Genomic DNA, 25,624 nt, shown 5'->3' with positions numbered 1-25,624 from the left:
AAGTTATAAATGTTTTAAAACTAAAGAATCTACCTTTCGGAATAAATCCTACTTGAAATGATGCAGAGGAATCTTTCTTCTTACTTACCCATATTTTATATCAGCCTAGTTGTCTTCTGTATTTCTATCATTCATGTTAGTGAGGAGATAAGCAAACGCCGTCATCAAGAAGAAATAAAAGCAATCGACTTAGCCAATAAGAAGCAAAAAGGTAAGAAAAAGAGGAAAAGGCCTGATACTAAAATAAAAAAAGAAGTGGCAAAGAAAGTTGATACACTTGTGCAAACTTCGAAAACATCAATAGCTGAGACCAAAATTGAGCCAACTAAGCCTGAAAAGATTAGCGATGAAGAATTCTTTACAAACCTACTTGAAAAAGAAGTAGGACAAGGTGGGCAAAAACTAAGTGCTCGGTCCAGAACAGATATTGTAATTAGATACTATAAAAAGGACAAAGATGGTGATCGGGTTTATAAACTAAGAAATTTGGGGTTTTATATTCATGAGCGCCCCGCAGAGGATGATTTTGATGATTATACTTCCAATGCTATTTTTTATGGGGACTCAGTCAAGCAGAAGGATTTGATTCTAATAGCCTATCAGTTGATAAAAAATGGTGTTAAACTTCAAAGTATGACTTTGTCTAAGTATCATGACGCATGGAAGGCGCACTCAGTAGAAATAGGTACAGACACTACTGCTCTCCAAGACAAGCCACTTACATTAGGCACACTTAGAAAAAAGTGGGAGGATATGTAGTTTTGTGACATGCAGAGAAGGTCTCACATTCAGTTGCTCATAGACGCCCTTAGACTGAGCCGATTTAATAATCTTGTTATCATTTTTATTACCCAATATGCGGGAGCCATATTCCTGCTGAATTCGGATCAACCTGTTTGGTTTGTTGTTGGAGATGTTAAGTTTTTTGTTTTGGTACTCAGTACCGTCATCATTGCAGCAGCAGGTTATTATATCAATGACTATTATGATATTAAAATTGACCTGATCAACAAACCAGAACGCGTAATTGTAGGAAACACAATTAAACGAAGGCCTGTTATGATTGCTCATACTACTTTGAATGCACTGGGTATTCTATTGGGAGCTATAGTCTCTCTTTGGATTGGGGTAATCAATTTAACATGTGCTTTTCTTCTTTGGTGGTACTCTAATCAACTCAAACGGCTTCCTTTCATTGGAAATTTTGTGGTGGCTCTTCTGACTGGGTCAACACTTCTTGTCCTATTGGTTTATTATCGGTCTTTGGATCTGCTGACTATGGTTTATGCGCTCTTTGCGTTTGGCATTACATTGATTCGCGAGATCATAAAGGATATTGAAGATATGGAAGGGGATGCGAATTATGATGGTTTGACATTGCCCGTGGTACTGGGTTTGAGAAAAACCAAAATCATTTTATTTGTCATCATCATTCCGTTTTTTTCTAGTCTTGTGGTGTTTTTACTAAGGGTACAAAATGAGTTTCTCTTATATTATTTCGGCATACTCACTATTCCATTCATACACTTTCTATATAAGCTGAGTTCTGCCGATGCCAAAAAAAATTTCTCATATCTGAGCGGCTACTGCAAATGGCTTATAATTGCAGGCATTTTGAGTATGGCCATTCTAAAATTTTGACAAGTAATGAAGAGACTTGCGATTTTCGCTTCTGGTAGCGGCTCCAACGCCGAGCAAATCACCAACTATTTTCATAATAAGGAAGGTGAGGTTTCTGTCGAATTGATATTAACGAACAAACCAAAAGCCTATGTCCTTGAACGAGCAAAAAAACTAGGAGTAGAATCGAAGGTTTTTGACCGGAGTACTTTTTACAAGTCTGATGAAATCGTTGATCTACTAAAGTCAAGGAACATTGATTTGGTTGTATTGGCAGGATTCTTATGGTTAGTTCCAAAAAATTTGATTGCCGCTTTTCCAAATAAAATAGTTAACATTCATCCTGCTCTACTCCCAAAATACGGTGGTAAGGGCATGTATGGTGAGCATGTACACAAAGCTGTGGTTGCCAATAAGGAAAAGGAGACTGGAATTACAATACATCTGGTCGATGAAATATATGATAATGGTGCCATTTTACGGCAGGAAAAGTGTGAAGTATTGGCTACAGATACACCAGGTCAGGTAGCTGGAAAAATCCATGAATTGGAATATCAGTACTTTCCTAAAACCATCGAAGAGCACCTTTCCAGAATTTAGCGCTTTAGTGGGTAAAACTTTAACGTATTTCTCCACTTCTGCTAAATAAATAAGTACTTTTGCCCCTTATTTTTAAAAGGGGAAAATGGGATCAAAAAAAATCAAATCAGCACTTATTTCTGTCTTTCACAAAGACAACCTAGACAATATCGTCAAAGTACTTGCAGCCAATGATGTAACCATCTATTCTACTGGTGGGACACAAAAATTTATTGAAGACTTAGATATTGCAGTTACTCCGGTGGAGGACCTGACATCTTATCCTTCTATTTTCTCAGGACGAGTGAAAACTCTACATCCTGCAATTTTTGGTGGTATTCTAAATAGAAGAGACAATACCAGCGATCAGGAAGAAAAAACGGCACATAATATTCCGGATATTGACTTGGTGATTGTGGATTTGTATCCATTCGAAGCTACTGTTGCTTCCGGAGCTAGTGAAGCTGACATTATAGAAAAAATAGACATTGGCGGTATTTCTTTAATTAGAGGAGCGGCCAAAAATTTCAACGATGTATTGATCGTGTCATCGATGGAACAATATGAGGAGGTTTTGGGAATGCTGGATTCGCAAAACTGCGAGACCTCCCTTGAGCAAAGAAAAACATTTGCCTGTAAGGCTTTCGATATCTCTTCTCATTACGATTCGGCCATTTTCAACTACTTTAATAAAGAGCAAGGTGAGCCGTCGTTCAAACAAAGTGTGAGAGAAGCGAAGACTTTAAGGTATGGTGAGAATCCTCATCAAAGCGGTAGTTTCTACGGTGACCTTTCTGAGCTATTCGAACAGCTGAATGGTAAGGAACTTTCTTACAACAACCTTGTAGACGTAGATGCAGCAGTTTCTTTGATCCGTGAATTTGAAGGTGAGACAGCATTTGCGATCATCAAGCACAACAATGCTTGTGGGGTCGCACTTGGTAAAGATGTAGAGGAAGCATACTTGAGAGCATTGTCTTCTGATAATGTTTCGGCATTTGGAGGAGTTCTCATCACCAATAGTAAAGTAGATTTAGCAGCAGCTGAAGAAATCAACAAACTTTTTTGTGAGGTTTTGATCGCCCCTGATTATGACGAAGAAGCACTGAAGTTGCTCAAATCAAAGAAGAACAGAGTCATTTTAAAAATCAAAGAAATGGCACCAAACCCGGTACAGTTCAAATCTTTGCTGAATGGAGTAATTGTTCAGGACGCAGATTTGAAAACTGACGTGAAGGAAGACCTGAAAACTGTCACAAAGAAAGAACCTACAGCTGAGCAAGTTGATGCGATGCTGTTTGCCTCAAAAATTTGTAAGCATACCAAATCGAATACTATTGTATTCACAAACAATGACATGATGCTATCTAGTGGAACGGGTCAAACTAGCAGAGTAGATGCACTGAACCAGGCAATAGAAAAAGCAGGCAGCTTTGGTATGGACCTGAATGGTGCTGTAATGGCTTCGGATGCATTTTTCCCATTTCCTGATTGTGTGGAAATTGCTAATAAGGCAGGAATTGCAGCGGTTATTCAACCAGGAGGTTCGATTAAGGATCAGCTGTCAATAGATTATTGCGACGAGGTGGATATGGCTATGGTCATGACTGGTACTCGTCATTTCAAACACTAAGTAATCATTAAATTAATTATCAATCGATAGTTAGTATTGATTACGTAATTATTTGTGCGTAATTTGTGATCTTTTGATCACCAAAAATATTTGAGTCAACGGAGTTATGGGAATATTTGATTTTTTCTCGAGTGATATTGCGATCGATTTGGGAACTGCCAATACCTTGATCATAAGCAAGGGAGAGGTTGTGGTAGATGAACCTTCAATTATTGCAATCGATAAATCTAAAAACAAGGTGCTGGCAATCGGGGCGGAAGCCATGCAAATGCATGAAAAAACGCACGAAAGCATCAAAACCATCCGTCCACTCAAAGATGGTGTGATTGCTGATTTTCAGGCTGCTGAATCAATGATTCGTGGTATGATTAAGATGATCGACAAAGACAAAAAGCGACTCTTCCCTGCTTCTCATCGCATGATCATTTGTATTCCTTCTGGGATTACTGAGGTGGAGAAAAGAGCCGTTCGAGATTCAGCAGAGCATGCGGGAGCTAAAGAAGTTTTTATGATTCATGAGCCGATAGCAGCCGCGGTTGGTATAGGAATCGATATTGAAAGACCCGATGGGAGTATGATTGTAGACATCGGAGGAGGTACCACCGAGATTGCTGTGATTGCGCTATCTGGTATTGTTTGTGATCAGTCAATACGTGTAGCAGGAGATGCCTTCAATAAGGACATTCTGGACTATATGAGAAGACAGCATAATTTGCTAATCGGAGAGCGAACCGCTGAGAAAGTAAAAATACAAGTAGGTTCAGCACTGACAGAACTAGATGAAGGGCCGGAAGATTTTGATATAAGAGGTAGAGATTTGATGACTGGTATTCCAAAAGTAATCAAGTTGTCTTATTCTGAAGTAGCTTTTGCCATAGACAAGTCTGTTTCCAAAATCGAAGAGGCCGTGCTAAAAGCACTAGAAATTGCCCCGCCTGAATTATCAGCAGATATTTATGACAATGGTATTTACCTTACTGGTGGAGGTGCGCTACTTAGAGGTCTTGACAAGAGATTAGGGATGAAAACCAAATTGCCTATTCATATTGCTGAAGATCCGTTGAAGGCAGTAGTACGAGGTACAGGAAAAGCTCTCAAGGAATTGGAGCGTTATCGTGCCGTTTTAATGCAGTAAGCTAAATGGAAAGGCTCCTCCAGTTTCTATATAAGTATAGAACTTTCATCCTGTTGCTAGTGCTGGAAGGAATCTGTTTTTGGATTATTGTCAAATCCAACAATTACCAAGGAGCCAAATATTTCACTTCATCCAATCGTTTGGTCGCTTCGATGGCCTCCACTTCTGATCAAATAGGGGATTATTTTAACCTGGCAGACCAAAACAAAAGACTAGCCGAAGAAAATGCGCGTCTCCGTCAGCGTTTGTTGGATATTACAGATTCCGTTTTCATGGCTGAGCTGTTGTTGGATTCCAGTCATTTGGGTGTCAAGGCCAAGGTTATTGATAATTCCCTTTTCTTCCGGAATAATTATTTGACAATCAACAAAGGGTCTGTTCATGGAGTAGAGCCTGGAATGGGTGTTGTAGGCCCCGATGGTATAGTAGGTCAGGTATTGAACACGACAGAAAATTATGCTACTATCACTTCCGTTCTGCACGGCAAATCCATGGTATCAGCCAATCACATGCCTACAGGTACATTGTGCTCTGTGGTTTGGAAGGGAGAAGATCCTCTTTATGCCAATTTAGAATACTTACCTAGACATATTTCTATAGCTCCGGGAGATTTAATAAGTACCTCTGGATACAATTCCATTTTTCCTGAGGATGAATTGATTGGCGTAGTGACTGAAGTGCATTTGGAAGATGATGCCACTTTTTATGATGTGAAGATTAAGTTGGCCACCAATTTTTATTCACTTACACATGTGTACCTGCTCTATTTGACTGGACAAGAAGAAATTGATTCGTTAAACGTAAATCTCGAAAATGAATAGGTTTAGTGTTTTTGGCGGTTTGTTTAGAGCGATATTGCTCATTCTTGCGCAGGTCATCTTGTTCAAGAATCTTGTGCTGTTTGATAGTGCTTTTTGTTTTGCCTATGTCTTGATATTCATGATGCTACCTATGGATACCAACCCAATTGTGCAACTATTGGTTGGGTTTGTCGTGGGAATAATTATTGATACTTTTTATAATACATTAGGTATTCATGCAGCAGCAAGTGTATTCCTGGTTTATATAAGAATTTACTGGTCTAAAGTAATGACTCCAAGTGGAGGATATGATTCAGGGCCAAAAATAAATGTTCGAACACAAGGGTTGGGATGGTTTTTAACCTACACTTATCCCTTGGTATTTGTTCATGTTTTGCTATTATTTTTTATAGAAGCATCAGGATTTGGTTTGTTTTGGCAGACACTGACAAAGGTTTTTTATAGCTCTGTTTTTACAACGATCATTATTTTGATCATTCAGTATTTGTTCTATAAAAAAATGAAATAGGATGAATGAGAATAGAAAATACATTGTAAGGATTGCGATCGTGTTGGTGGCGACGAGCTTCCTGGTCAAGCTATTTTCGATTCAGGTTTTGGATGATGATTACAAAGCAAAGGCTGAGAGCAACATCATTCATACGGTAACCGAATACCCCTATCGTGGATTGATCTTTGACAGAAATGGCCAATTGCTTGTTCACAATGAGCCAATATTTGACTTGGACGCAGTGCCTAGGGAGTTGCAAATCAAAGATACGGTTATGCTGAGTAGCATGCTCGGGATTGACTACGAAGACTTGCTCTCAAACTTACAAAAAGCCAAGCGGTATTCTTCTATTCAGCCGACCACCATTGTAAAGCAGGTTCCCAATCAAGTATTTGCTCAAGTGCAAGATCAGCTGGTTAACTATGACGGCTTATATCCAAAGGCTCGGACCATACGAGGATACGAATATGACGGCTTGGCCAATGTATTTGGGTACATAGGAGAGGTAAGCAAGCGCCAATTGAATCGTGATACTACCAACTATTATAAAAGTGGTGACTATATGGGTATCACTGGGCTAGAGTCCTCCTATGAAAAGTATCTGAGAGGAAAGCGGGGGGTAAAGTATAAAATGGTAAATGTGCGTCGCGTAGAGATGGGTTCCTTCAAAGATGGTGAGCTGGATACACTCTCTGTTCCAGGAGAAAACCTGACGCTAAGCATCGACATTGAATTGCAGTCTTATGCAGAGAAGTTGATGAAAGGAAAAATAGGAAGCGTAGTAGCCATAGAGCCATCAACCGGAGAAATTTTAACCTTTGTTTCAGCACCCAGCTACAATCCAGCAGAACTGGCTGGTCGCAACTTTAGTGAGAATTTTAGGGATTTGAGTACCGATAGTCTTAAGCCACTTTTTAATAGACCGCTCATGGCCATGTATCCACCAGGCTCAATTTTCAAAATTGTACAAGGTCTAATTGCATTGGAAGAAGGAGTTATTGGGGCTTACGATAAGATCTATTGTGACCATTCTCTGATTGGTGATCACGCACCACAAGGTATTTATGACATGCGCCGAGGTATAATGTTATCATCCAACAATTACTTCGCAAGAGTTTTTCGTTTGGTTATCAATCAGTATCCTGAAATGAGCCAGTTTGAGCAAGCTCCTCTTGGGTTGGCGAATTGGAAAGAACAAGTAGGCAGGTTTGGTTTAGGAAGACCATTGGGTGTGGACCTTCCAAATGAGAAGTCTGGATTTATGCCTGGACCAGATTACTATAATAGAGTCTATGGTACGGGAAGATGGAAAGTATCAAACCTTACTTCATTAAGTATTGGTCAGGGAGAAATTCTTATGAACCCTATTCAGATGGCGAATTTAGCGGCTATTATGGCTAACAGGGGGTTTTACTACAAACCGCATATAGTCAAGTCCATAGGAGAATCAGGCTACTTACCTCCAGAATATAAGGAGAGAATTGAAACGGGGATTAGTGCTGAACACTTTCCTGTTATTATTCAAGGCATGGCTGATGCACTGAGTGGGACAGCGCCAAGAGCGATTGTGCCTGATATCACTGTTTGTGGTAAAACAGGAACGGTCGAGAACCCTCACGGAGAAGACCATTCAGTGTTCATGGCATTTGCCCCGAAGGACGACCCTAAGATTGCCATCTCAGTGTATGTAGAAAATGCTGGTTGGGGAGGAAGAGCGGCTGCATCTACTGCAAGTCTTATGATTGAGACCTACCTGAAAGGAGAGCACACCAGGCAGTGGCTCGAGGATTATGTATTGGTGGGAGATTTTAGGGATCGGAAAAGAAAGGCTCCTGCAGCTCCAGTTTTAGTAGACTCTGTAGGTACAGAAAATAATCAAGTACTCGAAACCGAAGAAGAGATAGAATGAGAGCAGAGAGTATATTAGATCGGGTAGATTGGACAACCATTAGCTTATATTTTGCTATGGTTCTTTTAGGTTGGGCAAGTATTTATGCAGCAGTATACGATGAGGAGAATGCCGCAGATCTTATTTCCCTAGCATACAATCCAGGAAAACAGTTAATCTGGATAGGTACTTCACTGATTATTATCATAGGAGTAATGAGTCTGGATTTTAAATTTTATGACTACTCGGCGTATGTTATTTACGGGGTTGTAATTGTATTGCTCATCGCTGTATTGACGACAGGTACAGTAGTTGCAGGATCTAAATCCTGGTTTCAGATAGGAAGTTTTCGTTTGCAGCCATCGGAATTTGCCAAATTCGCCACAGCACTTGCTTTGGCCAAATATCTTGGTAATGTGCATGTTAAGTTTGAAGATTTAAAAACACAGCTCATCGCACTGGCTTTGTTCGTAGCACCTATGCTATTGATTTTGCTTCAGGGAGATGCTGGTTCTGCAATGGTTTTTGGGTCTTTTTTGATTGTACTATTTAGAGAAGGCATATCGCCAATCTACTTCATACTCGGTTTTGCTTTCATTGCATTGTTTATACTCACTCTTTTGGTGAGCAAGACAATTCTCTTTATTGCCACAATAGTGATTTGTGTAATTATGATAGGTGTATCATTTAAGCAGCCTAAGCGCATTATTGCTACTGTGGTACTTGGTGCAATGGTTTTTGCTACTGTGGTCAGTGTAGATTTTCTTATGACTAACGTACTGAAACCCCATCAACGTAGTCGAGTGATTTCTTTGGTGAACCCTAATGCCGATCCACTTGGTGCCGGCTGGAATGTGACCCAATCAAAAATTGCCATCGGATCAGGAGGTTTTTTTGGGAAAGGCTTTCTTCAAGGCACCCAAACCAAGTTTGATTTTGTACCCGCCCAAAGTACGGATTTTATTTTTTGTACGATTGGCGAGGAGCAAGGCTGGCTAGGAAGCATAATTTTGATCGGTTTGTTTGTTGCACTGCTCTTTCGAATTTCAGCGATTGCCGAAAGGCAAAAGTCGAAGTTTGCTAGAATTTATGGTTATGGTGTACTGAGCGTTTTCTTTTTTCACTTTACTGTGAATATCGCTATGACTATTGGCTTCTTTCCAGTGATTGGTATTCCACTTCCCTTGTTCAGCTATGGAGGATCATCTCTTTGGTCGTTTACCACCTTACTCTTTATTTTAATAAAGCTCGACTCTCACCGCATGCAGATACTGATGAGGTAATTAGGGAATCGGAATTTTTGAAAACGAAGGATCATTGACTTTCACTTCGTAAAATTCAAAAAAGTATTCATCCTTTCCGCCTTGTATGATTTGTACGTGCATAGGAAACATAAAACCCTGAACGTCTTCCCATTTCGAATAATAGATGTCAATTTTTTCTATGCTATTAAAAGGATTAGTGATTTGAAAACTTTCAACTCTATTGGATTCTGGCTCAAATTTCACTTTGACCTCATTATCAATCGCGTCAAAGTACTTTTCATCTGAGTGGTTGAATACCACTTGTGGTTGATAGGCTATCATGTGGAAAGAATGACCCTTACCCACAGATATTTCAGCTGCCTCTATGAGAGTACTTTGGCTATCTGCAGCTAAGGTAAATCCTAGGGAGTCACTGTAAGCTACAGCGTCATAATCTGGATTTCCGTCGAAATAGCTTTGATGAAAACGAAAGTAGCCATCTTTTGTAGCATGTAGTGTGGTGTGATACTCGCGGTTTGGTCCTTTGCATCTTGCTTTTGAACTAATGGAGTAGAGCTGATTTTGTTGAGTAGATGAGCATCCAATCACCAGGACTAGAAATAGGTACTTCAGGTTTGACATAGTTGTAATGTTTCATTCAAGAACAACTAAACAGTACAAACCCCTTTCTGAACAGAATCAACGAAACCTTTTGAAGATAACTTTGAGCAATTCTTTCACCTCATCAGCATTCATATCCCAAGCATATTTCTTGGCATAGTTTTGTACGAGTAATTCAACTGATGAGTCAAAAGAATCGCACTCTTCGACCTCATCCATGGCAACCTCATAGTCTTTGTCATTTCCTTCAAAAAGGTCATTCACAAACATGTAGCGCTGGTTGATGTTGATATTGTTTTTGAGGTTTGAAAGCGATTTAGTTTCAAGTGCTGCCGCTACAGTTTTAGACTTTTCTTTTTCCTCATACTGTTGATTAAGGGTTTTGATGTCGCCTTTATATTGTTGGTTTATATTGTCTGATACGGACTCAACTTCCTCTTCTTCTATAGGTTCAAATTCATTGTTGATTTCTTCCTGTGAAGCCGATTCTTCAGGCGCCGATATCTCTATTTCTTCGAGCTCTTCTAAGGGCTCTGGCATTGGTAGTTCTTCGACTGTTTCTTGTTCCTCAACTACATTTAGAGGCAAGGTTTTTTCTAGCAAACTTGCTGTTTGCTCAATTTCCTGATTCCCATCTTTGTACGATGCCATAGCAGTATGAATGGCGGAATTGAGATCATTTCCTTCACTCAGATTCTGAAAAATAAAATCGAATAAAGGCTTATGCAACTTGATGTACTTACTATTGGCTTTAAGTTCTCTGCTTTTATCAGCACTGTTACTTTTTGAAAGTTCTTGGCTATAATATTTGGCAGGTTCATAGAGTAACACGAGCGTAGAAACTACGGCTTTTTCCAACAGTGGTTGAAAATGTTCTTTTTCTATTCGGATGTTTTTTGATAGCGTGTTAATGAAAGCCTTCAATGATTGGTTGACATCCTCGCTTTTGTAGTCAAAATATGGGCTTTTGAATTTCTTAATTTCACTCTGCCATTCGTCAAACAGGACTTTGAGCACGAAAAAGTTAACCTGCTTTACAGGTGTGACTGCAATAATTTGCTGGCCTGAAATGGAGTCGTTTTGGCTAAAAAATTCTTCGGCTATTTTGGCTGCGTAGGACTGACTGTAAGTGTTTGTGGCTTCTTGATTTAATTTGCTACCGTGCATAATATTTGCTTCTTTTGCTAAGTTAAAGAATATGCCGAAAATCGTTATACAAAACCTTCACAACAAGGAGATTTTCATCAACAACGAAAATAAAAATCTTTTAGATATAATACATGAAAATTATATCGACTGGATGCATGCTTGTGGAGGAAAGGGTAGATGTACTACCTGCAAAGTTCAGGTGCTCGAAGGCCTCCAGAATTTCTCAGAAGAAAGTCAAGCAGAGCTGAAATATAGAAGAATGAATCGGTTAGCCTCTAACGAAAGATTGTCTTGCCAATGTCAGATTAACGGTGATGTTGTGGTCAAGGTGGCTCCAGAAAACAAATTCAATCATATTCAGTACTCTGATTAAAGCGCATGTTTGTCGAACCAAGAATTGATAGTTTTAAGGCGGACTCCAGAGGAGCTGGTTGGATTGAGGTGATTTGCGGATCTATGTTTTCAGGAAAAACAGAAGAACTGATTCGCCGACTCAATCGTGCAAAGATTGCTAAACAAAAAATTGAGATTTATAAGCCAGCTGTAGATACCAGATATCATGAGACGAGCGTGGTTTCTCACAACGATTCTTCTATCCGATCTACCCCGGTTCAGTTTGCTGATGATATTTTGCTGCTTGTTGGTGATAGTGATGTGGTAGGCATTGATGAGGCTCAGTTTTTTGATATGGAATTGATCAAGGTGGCAAGGACACTAGCCAATAAAGGAAAGCGCGTCATCTTGGCCGGTCTTGACATGGACTTTAAGGGAGAGCCCTTTGGACCGATGCCAGGTTTGATGGGAATTGCCGAGTTCGTCACTAAGGTGCATGCCATTTGTATGAAATGTGGAGGCGTGGCTTCTTATTCCTATAGACTTACTAAATCAGACCAGAAGGTACTGCTTGGAGAACAGGATGCTTATGAGGCCAGATGCAGAAATTGTTTTTATGAAAATCCAGACAATGAGGGGGAGGCTTAATCTATTTCTGCTGATTCTCTTGTTAGAGGCTTTTTCGGTGAAAGCACAAGAACTGATTCCTATGGGAGCGTGGCGCTCTCATTTCAATTATGAACAAACAATACTGGTAGAAAAGACTACTTCCAAAATATTTGCTGCAGCCTCACACGGTCTCATGTATTATGATTTGGAGGATGGCAGTATTAGCAAACTGTCCAAAGTCGATGGTCTGAGTGATGTTGGAATTAGTGCGTTGTCGTATAATTCCGATTCTGAGTATTTGACCATCGGTTATCAAAGCGGAAACGTAGACGTAATTACCCCTGAGGGGATTCAAAACTTACCAGTCCTGCTCAATAGCAACGTGACTGGAAACAAGACAATCAACCATGTTTCCTTTTATGCCGGAAATATGAACTTATCGACCGACTTTGGTTTGTTAGTCCTCACTACGGAGAATCAAGTGAAAGAAGCTTACCAGAATTTAGGAGAAAATGGAGAGGTCATAAAGGTGAAAAATTCAGTGGTGATTGACGATGTCATGTATTTGGCTACCGAGGATGGTGTTCTTGCGGGTTCATTAACTAATGGTGATAATTTACAAGATTTCAACAACTGGATGAGGTATGCTGGTAGTGCGGTGTATCAATTGGACATAGTATCTGTGGCTGCTACTAATCAAGTTGTTTATGCCACCTCAAATTCCGCGATATACAAGCTATCAGGTAGCACTTGGTCAGATGTACCAGTAACCCTGAACACTGGAGAAGAGATAACAAATATGAAAGAGGGCTTGGAAAACCTTTTGATTATAACCAATCAGCGAGTCATGACAATGACTAACTCTGAAGTCATTTCGACCCTGGTCACTCCTGCGGGAGCTGTGGTTAATGATATCATTCAGGAAACCACGGCTATATTATGGTATGCAGATGATTCAAAAGGATTGTCCAAATTGGAAAATGGAAGTGCCGAACATATCGTATTGGCCGGATCATTGAACGGCATTGTGAGGCTTAAGGAGCAAGCTGGGAATATTTATGCATTGCCAGCGCAAGCTATTGACTATACGGTACCAGCTACCAATGGAATGGGATATTCTGTATTTGAATCAGGTAATTGGACGACTAGGACTCCTGGCGATAACGCCGGTTTTACAAACATTTCTGATGTTTTAGTGTTAAATGAAAGCGAGCTGATTTCTTCTTTTGGAAAGGGAATTAAAAATGTCGACAAAGTAAACGATTACACTAATAGCCCACTTCCGGAAACGGAGTTAGGCACAGGAAATACACTGGTTTCTGGATTGGCTGTCGATCAATCAGATAAAATTTGGGTAGCCAACTTTGATGCTTATTCATTGTATCAATGGGATGGTATGGATGACTGGCAACCATTTGATTTTGGCACATCGTCTTCGGCTCAACCAACGTCTATCGCAATCAATGAAAATAATCAAGTATGGATGAGTTTAGGGTTGCAAAATGGTCAAGGAGTCTTGGCTTATGACATTGATGCTCAGGTAAGCCGTTATATTACATCAACAGCTACAAGTCTGCCTTCCAACCAGGTAAATGATATAGCTTTTGGCAAAGACGATGAGATTTGGTTAGCCACAGACAAAGGGTTGGCTTATTTTCCCTTTTCATTTGGGATTATCGAAGATCAAACGATCGATGTTACGCTTCCTGTGTTTGAGGACCAGATCTTATTTGAAGACAAGGAGGTACTTTCATTGGCCATCGAAGGAGGCAATAGAATATGGATTGGAACACAGGATGGGTTGTGGCTATTTGAGGAGGGAATATCAAGTTTAGTTGAGCATTTTACTTCAGGAAACAGCCCGCTACCTTCTAATACTGTAATTGACCTGAGTATTCATCCTGAAACAGGTGAGCTTTTTGTGGCCACTGATCAAGGTATTGTTTCATATCGAACCAACGCTACTGAAGGGCAAGATGCCCACCAACAAGTTAAAATTTATCCAAATCCTGTTTTGCCAAATTTTGAGGGTTGGGTTGGTTTGTCTGGTCTAGCCAATGATGTCAATATAAAAATCACCACTGTTTCAGGTCAGTTGGTCAGAGAGGTCAATGCATCCGGAGGCGGGGCTTCATGGGATGTACGAGATTACTCGGGCCGTAGAGTGGCTACAGGTGTATATTTACTTTTCAGTGCGAGTGAAGATGGCAGTGAGACGTTCGTTGGTAAAATAGCCGTGATAGACTGATGCTTCATAAGACACGAGGCATAGTATTAAATTATATCAAATATAGAGAGACCTCAATTATTGCCAGGATTTACACTGAAAGTTTTGGTATCCAATCCTATATTATCAATAGCGTTAGAAGTAAAAAGTCCAAAAAAGGGTTGGCCTTGTTGCAGCCACTCACAGTTCTTGACATGGTGGTTTATTTTAAAAACCAAAAATCAGACGGTTTACAGCGAATATCAGAGTACAAACCAGCGCATAATTTCACGTCTATTCCCTTCGATGTAAAAAAGTCGGCCATAGCTTTATTCGTTACTGAATTGCTTACGAAAGTTCTAAAAGAAGAAGACGATCAGGGCCAAGTGTTTGAATTCCTGTATCAATTCATTCTGGTTCTGGATGAAAGAAATGAAGGGTATGGAAGTTTACATCTTTATCTGATGGTTCAACTCACGCATTACATTGGCTTCGGTATTCACAATAAAAAAGAATTGGAAAATGATGGCTTGCTCCACGAGTTATCAACGAGCTATGACGAAATATATGAGGCCGTGTTACTGCTTAACAAAGGCAGTCTTTCTGATAAATTTGGAATTAGAAATTCTCTAAGAAAAGATATGCTAAATTATATGATCGAATACTACAAGTTGCACGTTGAAGGGTTCAAGGAACTAAAATCTTTGGATGTACTGACTCAAATATTTCGTTAGGCACTCATTCGTTCCCAAAAAGAATCTATAAATTTATCTTAAACATTTTCTAGAAAAACAATTATGAAATATCTATCTGTAGCCTTCTTGACTGTATTAATCTATAGTTGCTCATCTCCTAATAAATCCGTTGAACAATCCGCACCTATGGAAGACAAAACTGTGATTGCAGAGAAGCCTATGGCTGACTCGGCCTATGTGTTTTTCAAACATCCAGCAGAGGGTGCCACAGTGCCAAGTCCAGTGTATATAGAGATGGGAGTGTCGGGTATGCAGGTTGAGCCGGCTGGAGCCGTCAAGGAAGGATTTGGTCACCACCATATCTTAATAAACCAAGCGAGCTGGCCAGAAGGCGAAGTGATCCCTATGTCAGACTCAACGATTCACTATGGTAAAGGACAAACAGACACTACATTAGAATTAGAACCAGGAGAGTATACTATATCCTTGCAGTTTGCTAATGGTGTGCATGCTTCTTATGGTGAAAAGATGGCTGCCTCAATTACCGTAACTGTTGAATAATCCCGTTGTCTAACCCAAACAAAACTCCTCATGAGCGAAAAGCTTTATAACGAAATTCCATCTCTGGATTTGGCTGATTTCAATTCTGGTGATGAGGCAAGAAAGCAAAAGTTTGTTGCCGATCTAGGTGCTGCCTATCATAGTATTGGATTCGTGGCCGTCAAAAATCATGGTTTATCAGATGAGCTTTGCACACAGCTTTACCAAGCTGTACAAGATTTCTTTGCATTGCCAGATGATGTGAAGCAGCAATATGAAGTGCCGGAGCTGTTTGGTCAAAGAGGATACATTGGAAAAGGTAAAGAGCATGCCAAAGGTCGAGCAACAGGAGATTTAAAAGAATTTTATCATGTAGGCCAGGAAGTGACTGATGGAGATCCGATCAAAAAAGAATACCCTGATAATATTTGGCCTAAAGAGATTGAAAATTTTGACAAAATTGCCTTAAAAGCTTACCAGACGTTAGAAAAAGCGGGCAGACAAATGTTGAAGGCTATTGCACTTTATTTAGACTTAGAAGAAAATTATTTTGAAAGTCGTGTGCACAATGGTAACAGTATCTTGAGGCCCATTCATTACTTCCCTATCGAAAACCCAGAGGAAGTACCAGATGATGCAGTCAGAGCAGCTGAGCATGGCGATATCAATTTGATTACACTATTGATGGGAGCTAGTGCTGATGGTTTGCAGGTGCTTCGTAGAGATGGAGAATGGATTCCGATTACGGCATTGCCTGAACAAATCGTAGTTAACGTGGGGGATATGCTTGCTCGTCATACTAATGATAAATTAAAGTCGACAATTCATAGGGTCGTCAATCCTCCGAAAGAGCTGATGAAAACCTCTAGGTTTTCAATTCCATTTTTCATGCACCCAAGGTCAGACATGGATTTGACTTGTTTAGAAAACTGTATTGACGAGAGCCATCCAAAACAATTTGAAGACATTACAGCTGGTGAATTTTTGCAACAAAGACTGGCTGAAATTGGCTTGAAGAAGTAATGATCAAGAAGGTTCGATACTACATTTTTCTTAAGGATGTTTTTTTACTGACCATTTCTGCTTTTGGCGGGCCGCAAGCTCATTTTGCCATGATGCTGGATTTGCTGGTAAATAAAAGAGGTTATCTTGATGAAAAGGATCTGATCGAGCTTACTGCACTTTGCCAGTTTTTGCCTGGACCTACCTCCACACAAACTTTGACGGCTATAGGTTTTAAAGTAGGAGGCCCCAATCTGGCCTACTTAACGTTGCTCATTTGGATAACGCCGGCTTTTCTAATTATGACATTGGCAGGCATTTTCATATCCACATTAGAGCAGTATAATATTTCAATGGAGTTTGCTCGCTTTATCAAACCAATGGCGGTTGGGATAGTTGCCTATTCAGCCTATGTTATCATCAAGAAAGTAGTGACGACAAAACTTGCTGTAGTGCTTATGTTGGTCGCGGCCGTGGCGAGTTTTCTAGTACGCACACCTTATATATTTCCAGTTATCCTTTTGGTAGGAGGAAGCATTACTGCTTTCAACTATAAGCGCCACGAAAAAGAAGAGAAGGAAGGCATTCAAATCCAGTGGTCCAACTTTATTTTATGGGCAGGTGTTCTAGTTGGGGCGGCTTTGATAGGAGCATCGGTGGATTGGCTGGGTATACGAATTTTTGAAAATTTTTATCGTATTGGTAGTTTGATTTTCGGTGGGGGCCAGGTGTTGGTGCCATTTATGTATACAGAATTTGTAGAATTTAAGGAATACCTAACTTCTGAAGAATTCCTTTCTGGCTTTGCGTTAGTGCAGGCTGTTCCAGGTCCGGTGTTTTCATTTGCCTCTTATGTAGGGTCAATTTCTATGAAGGAATATGGCATGTTTGGGCAAGTGATGGGTGGCTTTATGGCTGCTCTCGGAATTTTTTTACCTGGCACCTTTTTGATCTTCTTTGTGATTCGCTTTTGGGAGGAACTGAAGAAGTTTAGAATTGTTAAAGCTTCACTCGATGGAGTGAATGCAGCAAGTTCTGGGATGATACTCGCGGCTGTTGTGCTGCTTTCTCAACCACTGATGGACGATTATCTAAATTATGTCATCATGATAGGTACTTTTGCGATTATGTTCACCAAAAAAATCCCAACTCCGTTTTTAATTTTGGCCGGACTGATATTAGGTGTTGTGTTGTGACGGCTTCAAGTCTGATGGATCGGCCAGTGATATGGAAAGTGCTCTCAGAAATGTACCTAGACACTGAGCTTACAGAGCGTGGCTATGACTATATAGCAACCAAATTAAATCAGGCAAGTTGTGGGCTAAAAGAGGCACAATCAATTGACTATTACGAAGTGGCGCCCGCTGTGGGGCTTAATTTGCTGAGCACAGCAGGTGTTTGGACGGCTTTTGAAACGAGCTGGTTGAACGAGCGCTGTCAGAAAAATATGAAGTCGAAAGGCAGCTGGGTCTTCATGCTAAAATGTCACTTTCTTCAGCTGTTGATAAAAGGGATCAGAAGGGAAAACTGGAAACACCTGACTCAAGCCATAAAAAAAGTCTCAGCTACAAAGTAACTGAGACTTTCAATTCCTTTGAATTAGCTGTTAGTTCAACTTCGCCGGAGGAGTGATTCCCATTTTCTTGAATACCAAATCAGAAACGTCATATTTCTCGTCTGCATCCAAAAGGATATCTACGCCAGGTACGCCAGTACTAAAAATCATGTCAAAACCATTTTCAGTTCTAACAGCCTTAACAGCATTTCCAATTTTTTCAAAAAGAGGAGCATACAACTCACCTTGTTTCTTTTGCAATGAAGTCTGGGCTTCTCTTTGGAAAGCTTCAAATCTCTGATTTAAAGATTGTAATTCAGCTTCTTTGTCAGCTCTTACTAAGTCAGTCATTGTAGCAGCTCCTTGCTGATATTCCTGCAATTTAGTTTGAAGCTCTGTACCTTTTGATTGCAATTGATTTTGAAGTTGGGCTTCATAAGCTTTGAATTCAGAATCTACTTGTTTTGCTTCAGGCATTTGGCTGAGAATGTACTCTACATTAGTATAGCCTATTTTCATCACTACACCCTGCGCACTTGCAGTCAGGCTAAATGCAGACAATACAACTGCAAAAATTATCGATTTAACTTTCATAATTCAGTTCTAATTAGTTGTTACTTATTACATCATTTTTATCACCAAGTCCAAGTTCCTCCAGCACGTAGTCCGTATAGTCATGAACAGGATCTGTATAAATCATCACCAAATCTCCACTCTTGTCAAACACAATTTGCAAGCGATGATTTTTGGCTACCTTCTCAACAGCATCAAATACTTGATCCTGTACAGGTTTGATCAATTCTTTTTTCTTCAGGAAAAATAGGCCTTCAAATCCAAACACCTTTTTTTGATAGGCTTTGACTTCGTCCCATTTAAGATCGATTTCTTTTAACCGATCGTCTTTCATTTCTTTTGTCAAGAGTACTTCTTCTGCTTGCAGAGAGGTCTCCATTTCTTCGATGTCTTTATACATCTCCCGAATCTCTTGTTCCCACGCTTTAGAAATTTTTTCAATTTCACCTTTCGCTTCGCTGTATTCGGGCATTTGACTTAGGATGTAATCTGTATCCACATAGCCAAATTTCTGTGCAAATGTATCATTTAAAATGAAAACTAAAAGCACTAAAATCAGTGATGTAAGTCGGGTTGCAATTTTCATACCACTAAAATTAGACTTTGCACATTATTTTATCTAATAAACTCAAGCATTCTTTGAAATTACCTCAATTGCTGGCCAATTGAGAAGTGTATTTGTCCACCAGGATTTGAACTTTGACCAGGTAAAGCATCGTATCCATAACCCCAGTCTATACCCAACAATCCAAACGCCGGCATGAAAATTCTTACACCAAAACCAGATGACTTATACAGTTTGTTCGGATTGAAGTTTTCAAAACCATTCCAGTTATTGCCTGCCTCAGAGAAAGCTAGTAAATAGATGGTTGCCGATGGGTTTAGGGATACAGGGTATCTCAATTCCATCACGAATTTATTGTAAATATTTCCTCCAGTTATGTTGGTGACGGGATCATAAGGAGTAATGGAGTTATTGTCATAACCTCTCAGTCCGATCACATCATTTCCTAGTAGGAAGTTCGTACCAGTCAAGCCATCACCACCTAACTGAAATCTTTCAAATGGGCCGACGCCTACTTTCTCTTGGTAGTACCCCATGAATCCCATATGAGCTCTTGCCGCCAGTACTAAGTCTCCTGCTAACTGCATATAATACTTAGCATCAAACATCCATTTGTGGTATTCTACAAACTTGTATTTCTCACTGTTTTCGGCAGTTTCGTAGTCAATATCATTCCATAATGACCAAGGAGGAGTTAGTGCCAAACTCAAAGAGATGGAAGATCCAGACCTTGGGTACATTGGGTTATCGACACTATTTCTAGCTAGTGTCGTATTGAACGTAAAGTTGTTTGCCGCACCAGTACTAAAGCCAAGAGAATTGCCATAGTTAAATAGGTTATATCTTAGATAAGAGAGAGAGTTGCTAAGCGTGAAGTAATCATCAGGCCATTTCACTCTTCTGCCTAAGCTAACGGTCGTTCCAAATACTTGTAATGAGCCAATAGTCTTGTCAGTGAAGAAATCAATACTTCTTTGTACGGAGTAGTTGAAACTAACACCAAAAGAGTGCGGTTTTTTGCCACCTAGCCATGGTTCGGAGAAGCTTACAGAATAACTCTGGTATCTCTTTCCATTAGCCTGAAGTCTCAAAGACAGTTTTTGTCCATCTCCCACAGGTAAAGGTCTCCACTTATCGAAGTGTGGAATGTTTCGTAAAGAGAAGTTGTTGAAGGTAAGCCCCAGTGTTCCAACAAAGCCAAAAGTACCGCCCCATCCACCGGAAAGTTCTACTTGATCACTAGGTCTTTCTACTAGCTCCCACTCTATATCAACTGTTTCATCTACCGGATTAGGAATAGGTTTTGGGTTTACTTGCTCTGGATCGAAATAACCTAATTGCGATAACTCTCTTTGTGTTCTGATTAGTTCTGCACGGCTAAATTTTTGACCAGGCATGGTGCGCAATTCCCTCATGATTACATGGTCGTTGGTTCGGTCGTTCCCAGTGACGAAAACCTTTCGAATGGTAGCTTGAGCACCTTCATATACTCTCATTTCAATATCAACAGAGTCACCATCTATTTTAGTTTCTACCGGTGTAACGCTAAAAAATAGATAACCATTATCCATATATAAGGAACTAATGTCAGGGCCGTTCGGATTAAAGTTTAGTTTTTTATCTACAAGCTCTAGGTTGTAGATATCTCCTTTTTCAATTGCTAAAATTTGATCCAATGTTCTGTCATCATGGATGAAATTGCCGACCCAATTGACATCCCTGAAATAATATTGCTGACCTGGATTTACTCTAATATTGATGTCTACTGATTTTCGGTCTGCGAATACAATAGTGTCTTCAACAATTTCGGCATCTCGATGTCCTTTGGAATTATAAAATGCAATGAGAGCTGCTTTGTCCTCTTCATATTTTTCTTTTACAAATTTGGAAGACTTAAACACATTCAATTTTACATTTTCATGAATGATCTCAAGCAAAGTGTTAGATACATTATGTTCTACACTATCATCAACGAATTCAAATCTTTCCTCTTTGGGTTTGAATAGGTCTAGGCTAGAAGCCAAAAGTGCACTGATTAATTTGAATCTGGCCCGCTCACCAGAATTTTTCATTTTACTTTTAAGCTTTGCATCTGTGAAGTGCTCGTTACCTACAAAGTTGACGTCTCGGATTTTTACTTTTCTATTCTTGTTGACATGAACATCCAGAAGTACACTATTGTGTAATGTACTATCAGTTTTGTAACGAATGTCTACTTCAGTATTAAGATATCCTTTCTCATAGAAGTATTTTTTTATTGCGAGCTCAGCGTTCTTTCGAATGGCATCAGTCATTACCCGACCTCTAATAAGATTGACCTTTTCTCTAATATCTGACTCTTGACTTTTGGTCAATCCTTTGAATTCAAACCGACTTAACCGTGGTCTCTCTGCCAGTGAAATGGTCAAATAAACATCTTCTCCTACGACTTTAGATGCATAAATTTGAATATCACCGATCAACCCTTGTTTCCAAAGCTTTTTGATAGCAGCAGTAATCCCATCACCTGGAATTTTGATTTTATCTCCTACTTTGAGACCAGAAATTGAAATCAAAGCGATTTTATCAAGATACTCAGCGCCTACCACTTCAATATCCGCAATGGTAAATTCTTGCGGGTTAGAATAGCTAATATTTACGTTATTGGAGTTGGTTCTACCTTGATTGCCATACCTGATCTGACCAACAGCTGCTGTTGAAATGCAAAGAAAAAGTAAAAATATTTTGAATTTCATCTTTAAATCTGACCTATCTGTTGCTTTGATTTATTTTTTAACCAGTTGTTCACTTGTCATTCCCAGGCGTCTTTCTCTATTTTGAAAGTCTAATATGGCATCATATAAATGTTCCTTTCTAAAGTCTGGCCAAAGCGTTTCTGTAAAATGCAGCTCGGCATACGCAGCCTGCCACAATAAAAAATTACTAATTCGATGTTCACCGCTCGTTCGGATCATTAACTCAACTTCCGGAGCAGTATGCTCATCTATATATTGATTAATGAAGTCAACACTTATTGTATCAACTTCATTTGGATTTTCCTTTATCTTATCAATTAGCTTTTTGACCACATGACTAATTTCCCACTTGCCTCCATAGTTTAGTGCTAGTGATAAAACCATTCCGGTATTGGATTCGGTTTCTTTCATGCCTAGAGCCAGGTTTTTCTGAGCGTCTACTGGTAAATGCTCAATATCACCAATTGGTTGTAAGCGGATGTTGTTTTTTACCAGCGTAGGAATTTCTTTTTTTATGGTCGAAATAAGAAGTGACATAAGTCCTTCCACCTCTATTTTGGGTCTGTTCCAATTTTCAGTCGAAAAAGCATAAAGTGTGAGGTGTTCAACTCCTAACTCTGCACATCCCTCGGTCACATCTCTTACGGCTTTAATAGCATTTCTATGGCCGAACAGTCTAGCTGCTCCCCGCTTCTTAGCCCACCGTCCATTACCGTCCATTATAACGGCTATATGTGCTGGAATTTTTGCTGGATCAATCTTCTCTTTCATGCCCTCTTTGTTGACCATTGGTCAAAACCAAACCGCAAATTTGTGCTTTTTTTTAGTTAAAATGAACTTAAGGTAGATTTTATTATTTATACAGGGATTTGTTCGGTACATCCTTGTATAGGCATGGAATTTTAAAAATCAGGTATGAGATTGATACATTAAAAAAATGATACCAATCCTTATCATTTGGGTTGCCAAACTGAGTGTTAGTTTTATCAAATACATCTCCTTCTGAAATACCATCTAATTGATCAAAAAAGGTCTTTCTCGCACCGAACTCCACGGCAAGACTGAATTGTTTTCCTATTAGATGTTTGATCCCTCCCCCAAATGGCAATACTGGTTGTATACTACTGAAATTGTCTTCTTCATCTAAATTTAAGAACTTGGTTAGTCCAAAGCCAGCAAAAAAATAGGGAGTCCATTTGATCGTAGAATTTTTGTTTTTGTAATCTAAAAAATGAAACTCAAAATTGGCCGATGCCTCAACGAAGGAACGGTTGAAGGATGCATTTCTAATTTGTCCAAGTGCATCGAAGGGATGACTATCATCACCCGAAACCTTACCGTATAGCAGACCCGCCTTAAAGGTGACATCCTTTTCGAAATTTATTCGATAAATACCCTGTATTCCAATATTTTGATTTACGATTTCATAACCGCGATAAAGGTCTCCGGCATAACTAACACCTCCAAGAGCTACTCCGAATTCAGTTCTTTGGGCAAAGCATAAAGTTTGCAGCAAAAGAAAAGCCGATAAAATCGGCAATGTTTTAAGGGTAGTATGAAAATATTTTTCTAACAAATATGTACTTATCTGAATTTGCCTCTCGTTGCTCCTTTTTGATCAAAGATGTATACAAGGCGTATTTGAGTCGTAATGTAGAAGTCGTCTTGGCCTGGACCCCCTCTTGAATGATCAGTTCTTGTGTCATAGCCAGAGCCATGTGTGTATGGACCTGTAGTTCCTATGTCCTCAGGGTTTAAAGGACGAGTAGCGCCAGAGAGCACATGTGTTGTTTCAGCGCCTCTTTCGGACATTGCACGAGCCAAATTGTCGTCCCCAAAGGTTGCTAAATCCACATAACCACTACTTACGTCATCCAAGTAATCGGTAAATGTTTTTCTAAATCCAATTTCAAAGTTCAGATCAAAGTTGTGGTGAAGTTTAACTTTTACTCCTAGTCCAACGGGAATAACAAAGGCAAATTTACCGTATGGATCTGCGCCTATACTATCTATGTTTTGCCCCTCAGTTCCTAAATCCCTCAAGTCAACCCATTCACCAGCTTCAGCCACTGGATTGCCTGCTTGATCAAATTCAGGAGCCTTTGCTTTTGGATTATGTGCAATTACAGCCACTCCGACAAACATGTAAGGATTGATTGGAAATCTTCCTCGAACCCCGCCATTATTTGGTATCATATCTGCTTCAAAACCAACAGACAATTCATGTATATTGTTTTTGAAATGTAAATTTCGGAGATAGCGCCCGTATTTGCTTGCGTCTTCTGAACTCTCATCTCCATTGGCGAAATCATCTCCTTCGATAGTTCCAAAATTATATCCAGCACGAAGGAATATGCCAGGATATATCATTCTTGAACCTGTGATCCCAAATCCGAATTTGGTTTCTCCATAGTTTGTGCTGAATCGTTTCACTTCTGGGGATAGATCCCCATAATAATTAAGGACGTTGATGCTTGCGCCTACTGTCCAGTAGTTTGTATTTCCTACACCACGATAGCTGGTTCTACCCCCGCTATAGTTTGAGTATTTTTTGTTTCTGCTTTTGCTATAGCCGTAACGTCTCTTCTGACCAAATGAATCAGTGACGCAAATTGCTAAGAGCAGCAATGTGAATGAGATTAGTAAATTTTTACGCATTTCCAATAATCAAACGACCAAAAATCTTTTATTATATAATTAGGCGCAACTTATTATAAACGCTAAAATTATTGTTTTTAACTTCTAATTCCTAACGTCCTGTCCCCAATTTAACTTATTCCTTAGGGTATCAAAGAAATTGGAGCCTGAAATTTTAATGAGTTTTGCTGTAAAAGCTGCCTTTGTCATTGAGATCTTAACAGTGCTATTTACCGTGTAAGACCTCGAATCTAATGAGATGAGAAAGGAGCGGCCTTTTCCTTCAATTTCAAATGATATCTCGCTTTTGTCTGAAACAACTAGTGGTCGGACATTTAAATTATGTGGGCTTACTGGGGTAATAATAAAGCTTTCGGATTGGGAAAGCACCAAAGGGCCTCCGCAGCTCAAAGAATAACCTGTAGACCCAGTTGGCGTAGAAACCATAAGCCCATCCGCCCAGTAGGTATTGACAAACTCGCCGTCTATGAAACACCTCACTATGATCATTGATGAGGTATCTCTTTTTAATATGGCTACCTCATTTAATGCAAATTTCTGTCCTTCAAACAGCTCGGTATTACTGTTGAGGTGTAATAGGGTTCTGTCTTCAAGCTCATATTGTCCATCAAAAAATAGATTCAAGGCAGATTCAATTTCACTTTTTGCAGTGGTCGCTAAAAAGCCCATGGTTCCTAAGTTTATTCCTAGTATTGGAATCTGTAGTGCACCTACCAAAGAGACAGTTTCTAGTAAGGTTCCATCTCCTCCAAGGCTGAAAAAGAAATCTATTGGCTCTAGGTTTTCAAGAATATTAATTTGTGGGTAGGATTCTAAATAAGCCTTGGCTTCTGATTTGTTTTCTTTAGCACAAACATCCGTGATAAATATCTCGTGCCCATTGTCTATTAACTTTTTTGCAATGGTTTTAACATACGGGAAGGATTCTTTGGAGAACTTTCTTCCATGCAGCGCGATTCTCATGTGTTAATGA

General features: G+C 39.6%; 26 protein-coding genes. 17 read left to right on the top strand and 9 right to left on the bottom strand.

Annotated elements, in window-relative coordinates; genetic code table 11:
- The first annotated feature begins 57 nt into the window (after positions 1-57).
- The 9 genes from ACO6S2_RS01180 (at position 58) to rodA (ending at position 9,449) form a co-directional block, all read left to right on the top strand.
- Entirely contained in the window at positions 58-759 is a 702-nt protein-coding gene (locus tag ACO6S2_RS01180) for a hypothetical protein (protein WP_422360685.1), read from the top strand.
- Between the two features lie 9 nt (positions 760-768).
- A complete protein-coding gene (locus ACO6S2_RS01175; RefSeq protein WP_422360684.1) occupies positions 769-1,641 on the top strand; it encodes a geranylgeranylglycerol-phosphate geranylgeranyltransferase in 873 nt (290 codons plus the stop codon).
- A 6-nt stretch (positions 1,642-1,647) separates the two neighbouring features.
- Positions 1,648-2,220: a phosphoribosylglycinamide formyltransferase gene (gene purN, locus ACO6S2_RS01170; RefSeq protein WP_422360683.1), complete on the top strand. Its 573-nt coding sequence runs from the start codon at positions 1,648-1,650 to the stop codon at positions 2,218-2,220.
- 85 nt (positions 2,221-2,305) lie between these two features.
- Positions 2,306-3,832, top strand: a complete 1,527-nt coding sequence (gene purH, locus ACO6S2_RS01165; protein WP_422360682.1) for a bifunctional phosphoribosylaminoimidazolecarboxamide formyltransferase/IMP cyclohydrolase — start codon at positions 2,306-2,308, stop codon at positions 3,830-3,832.
- A gap of 106 nt (positions 3,833-3,938) precedes the next feature.
- Positions 3,939-4,967, top strand: a complete 1,029-nt coding sequence (locus ACO6S2_RS01160) for a rod shape-determining protein (protein WP_422360681.1) — start codon at positions 3,939-3,941, stop codon at positions 4,965-4,967.
- Between the two features lie 5 nt (positions 4,968-4,972).
- Complete coding sequence (gene mreC / locus ACO6S2_RS01155) at positions 4,973-5,788, top strand: rod shape-determining protein MreC (protein WP_422360680.1); 816 nt, start codon at positions 4,973-4,975, stop codon at positions 5,786-5,788.
- Positions 5,781-6,296 (top strand): Rod shape-determining protein MreD, encoded by a 516-nt coding sequence (locus ACO6S2_RS01150; protein ID WP_422360679.1) that lies wholly within the window; start codon positions 5,781-5,783, stop codon positions 6,294-6,296. Before mreC ends, ACO6S2_RS01150 begins: the two co-directional genes overlap by 8 nt.
- A 1-nt stretch (position 6,297) precedes the next feature.
- Positions 6,298-8,187 carry a peptidoglycan D,D-transpeptidase FtsI family protein gene (locus ACO6S2_RS01145; RefSeq protein WP_422360678.1) on the top strand — a complete coding sequence of 630 codons (1,890 nt, stop codon included), beginning with the start codon at positions 6,298-6,300 and terminating at the stop codon, positions 8,185-8,187.
- Positions 8,184-9,449: a rod shape-determining protein RodA gene (gene rodA, locus ACO6S2_RS01140; protein WP_422360677.1), complete on the top strand. Its 1,266-nt coding sequence runs from the start codon at positions 8,184-8,186 to the stop codon at positions 9,447-9,449. The genes ACO6S2_RS01145 and rodA overlap by 4 nt, the downstream gene beginning before the upstream one ends.
- On the opposite strand, the gene ACO6S2_RS01135 is transcribed toward rodA, so the two are convergent.
- Together ACO6S2_RS01135 and ACO6S2_RS01130 are read right to left on the bottom strand one after the other, a co-directional pair.
- Positions 9,450-10,052 carry a hypothetical protein gene (locus ACO6S2_RS01135; RefSeq protein ID WP_422360676.1) on the bottom strand — a complete coding sequence of 201 codons (603 nt, stop codon included), beginning with the start codon at positions 10,050-10,052 and terminating at the stop codon, positions 9,450-9,452.
- A gap of 57 nt (positions 10,053-10,109) precedes the next feature.
- Positions 10,110-11,198: a hypothetical protein gene (locus ACO6S2_RS01130; protein WP_422360675.1), complete on the bottom strand. Its 1,089-nt coding sequence runs from the start codon at positions 11,196-11,198 to the stop codon at positions 10,110-10,112.
- Between the two features lie 31 nt (positions 11,199-11,229).
- On the opposite strand from ACO6S2_RS01130, the gene ACO6S2_RS01125 reads away from it, so the two are divergent.
- From ACO6S2_RS01125 to ACO6S2_RS01090, 8 genes are all read left to right on the top strand, one after another.
- Positions 11,230-11,553, top strand: coding sequence for a 2Fe-2S iron-sulfur cluster-binding protein (locus ACO6S2_RS01125; RefSeq protein WP_422360674.1), 324 nt, complete (start codon positions 11,230-11,232; stop codon positions 11,551-11,553).
- A gap of 5 nt (positions 11,554-11,558) precedes the next feature.
- The gene (locus tag ACO6S2_RS01120) at positions 11,559-12,161 is read left to right on the top strand and encodes a thymidine kinase (RefSeq protein ID WP_422360673.1); all 603 of its coding nucleotides are present in this window, start codon (positions 11,559-11,561) and stop codon (positions 12,159-12,161) included.
- Positions 12,130-14,370, top strand: coding sequence for a hypothetical protein (locus tag ACO6S2_RS01115; protein WP_422360672.1), 2,241 nt, complete (start codon positions 12,130-12,132; stop codon positions 14,368-14,370). The genes ACO6S2_RS01120 and ACO6S2_RS01115 overlap by 32 nt, the downstream gene beginning before the upstream one ends.
- Complete coding sequence (gene recO / locus ACO6S2_RS01110) at positions 14,370-15,062, top strand: DNA repair protein RecO (RefSeq protein WP_422360671.1); 693 nt, start codon at positions 14,370-14,372, stop codon at positions 15,060-15,062. The genes ACO6S2_RS01115 and recO overlap by 1 nt, the downstream gene beginning before the upstream one ends.
- Positions 15,063-15,125: 63 nt before the next feature.
- Positions 15,126-15,584: a DUF4399 domain-containing protein gene (locus ACO6S2_RS01105; protein WP_422360670.1), complete on the top strand. Its 459-nt coding sequence runs from the start codon at positions 15,126-15,128 to the stop codon at positions 15,582-15,584.
- Between the two features lie 30 nt (positions 15,585-15,614).
- Entirely contained in the window at positions 15,615-16,586 is a 972-nt protein-coding gene (locus ACO6S2_RS01100; RefSeq protein WP_422360669.1) for an isopenicillin N synthase family dioxygenase, read from the top strand.
- The gene (chrA, locus tag ACO6S2_RS01095; protein ID WP_422360668.1) at positions 16,586-17,761 is read left to right on the top strand and encodes a chromate efflux transporter; all 1,176 of its coding nucleotides are present in this window, start codon (positions 16,586-16,588) and stop codon (positions 17,759-17,761) included. Before ACO6S2_RS01100 ends, chrA begins: the two co-directional genes overlap by 1 nt.
- Positions 17,758-18,141 carry a DUF7079 family protein gene (locus tag ACO6S2_RS01090; RefSeq protein WP_422360667.1) on the top strand — a complete coding sequence of 128 codons (384 nt, stop codon included), beginning with the start codon at positions 17,758-17,760 and terminating at the stop codon, positions 18,139-18,141. Before chrA ends, ACO6S2_RS01090 begins: the two co-directional genes overlap by 4 nt.
- 30 nt (positions 18,142-18,171) lie before the next feature.
- Here ACO6S2_RS01090 and ACO6S2_RS01085 read toward each other — a convergent pair whose 3' ends face one another.
- The 7 genes from ACO6S2_RS01085 to ACO6S2_RS01055 all read right to left on the bottom strand — a co-directional run bounded on the left by ACO6S2_RS01085 (position 18,172) and on the right by ACO6S2_RS01055 (position 25,614).
- Positions 18,172-18,714 (bottom strand): OmpH family outer membrane protein, encoded by a 543-nt coding sequence (locus ACO6S2_RS01085; protein ID WP_422360666.1) that lies wholly within the window; start codon positions 18,712-18,714, stop codon positions 18,172-18,174.
- A 13-nt stretch (positions 18,715-18,727) separates the two neighbouring features.
- Positions 18,728-19,279: an OmpH family outer membrane protein gene (locus ACO6S2_RS01080; protein ID WP_422360665.1), complete on the bottom strand. Its 552-nt coding sequence runs from the start codon at positions 19,277-19,279 to the stop codon at positions 18,728-18,730.
- 59 nt (positions 19,280-19,338) lie between these two features.
- Complete coding sequence (locus ACO6S2_RS01075) at positions 19,339-21,993, bottom strand: BamA/OMP85 family outer membrane protein (RefSeq protein ID WP_422360664.1); 2,655 nt, start codon at positions 21,991-21,993, stop codon at positions 19,339-19,341.
- Positions 21,994-22,023: 30 nt separating this feature from the next.
- Complete coding sequence (locus ACO6S2_RS01070) at positions 22,024-22,764, bottom strand: isoprenyl transferase (RefSeq protein WP_422360663.1); 741 nt, start codon at positions 22,762-22,764, stop codon at positions 22,024-22,026.
- A gap of 82 nt (positions 22,765-22,846) precedes the next feature.
- Positions 22,847-23,533 carry a DUF6089 family protein gene (locus tag ACO6S2_RS01065; RefSeq protein ID WP_422360662.1) on the bottom strand — a complete coding sequence of 229 codons (687 nt, stop codon included), beginning with the start codon at positions 23,531-23,533 and terminating at the stop codon, positions 22,847-22,849.
- 44 nt (positions 23,534-23,577) lie between these two features.
- Positions 23,578-24,651, bottom strand: coding sequence for a hypothetical protein (locus ACO6S2_RS01060; protein WP_422360661.1), 1,074 nt, complete (start codon positions 24,649-24,651; stop codon positions 23,578-23,580).
- 84 nt (positions 24,652-24,735) lie between these two features.
- Positions 24,736-25,614 (bottom strand): NAD kinase, encoded by an 879-nt coding sequence (locus ACO6S2_RS01055; protein WP_422360660.1) that lies wholly within the window; start codon positions 25,612-25,614, stop codon positions 24,736-24,738.
- Positions 25,615-25,624 lie beyond the last annotated feature (10 nt).

Source organism: Reichenbachiella sp. (assembly GCF_965233835.1).
Lineage (GTDB): Bacteria > Bacteroidota > Bacteroidia > Cytophagales > Cyclobacteriaceae > Reichenbachiella.
This window is presented reverse-complemented; position numbering and strand designations above follow the sequence as displayed.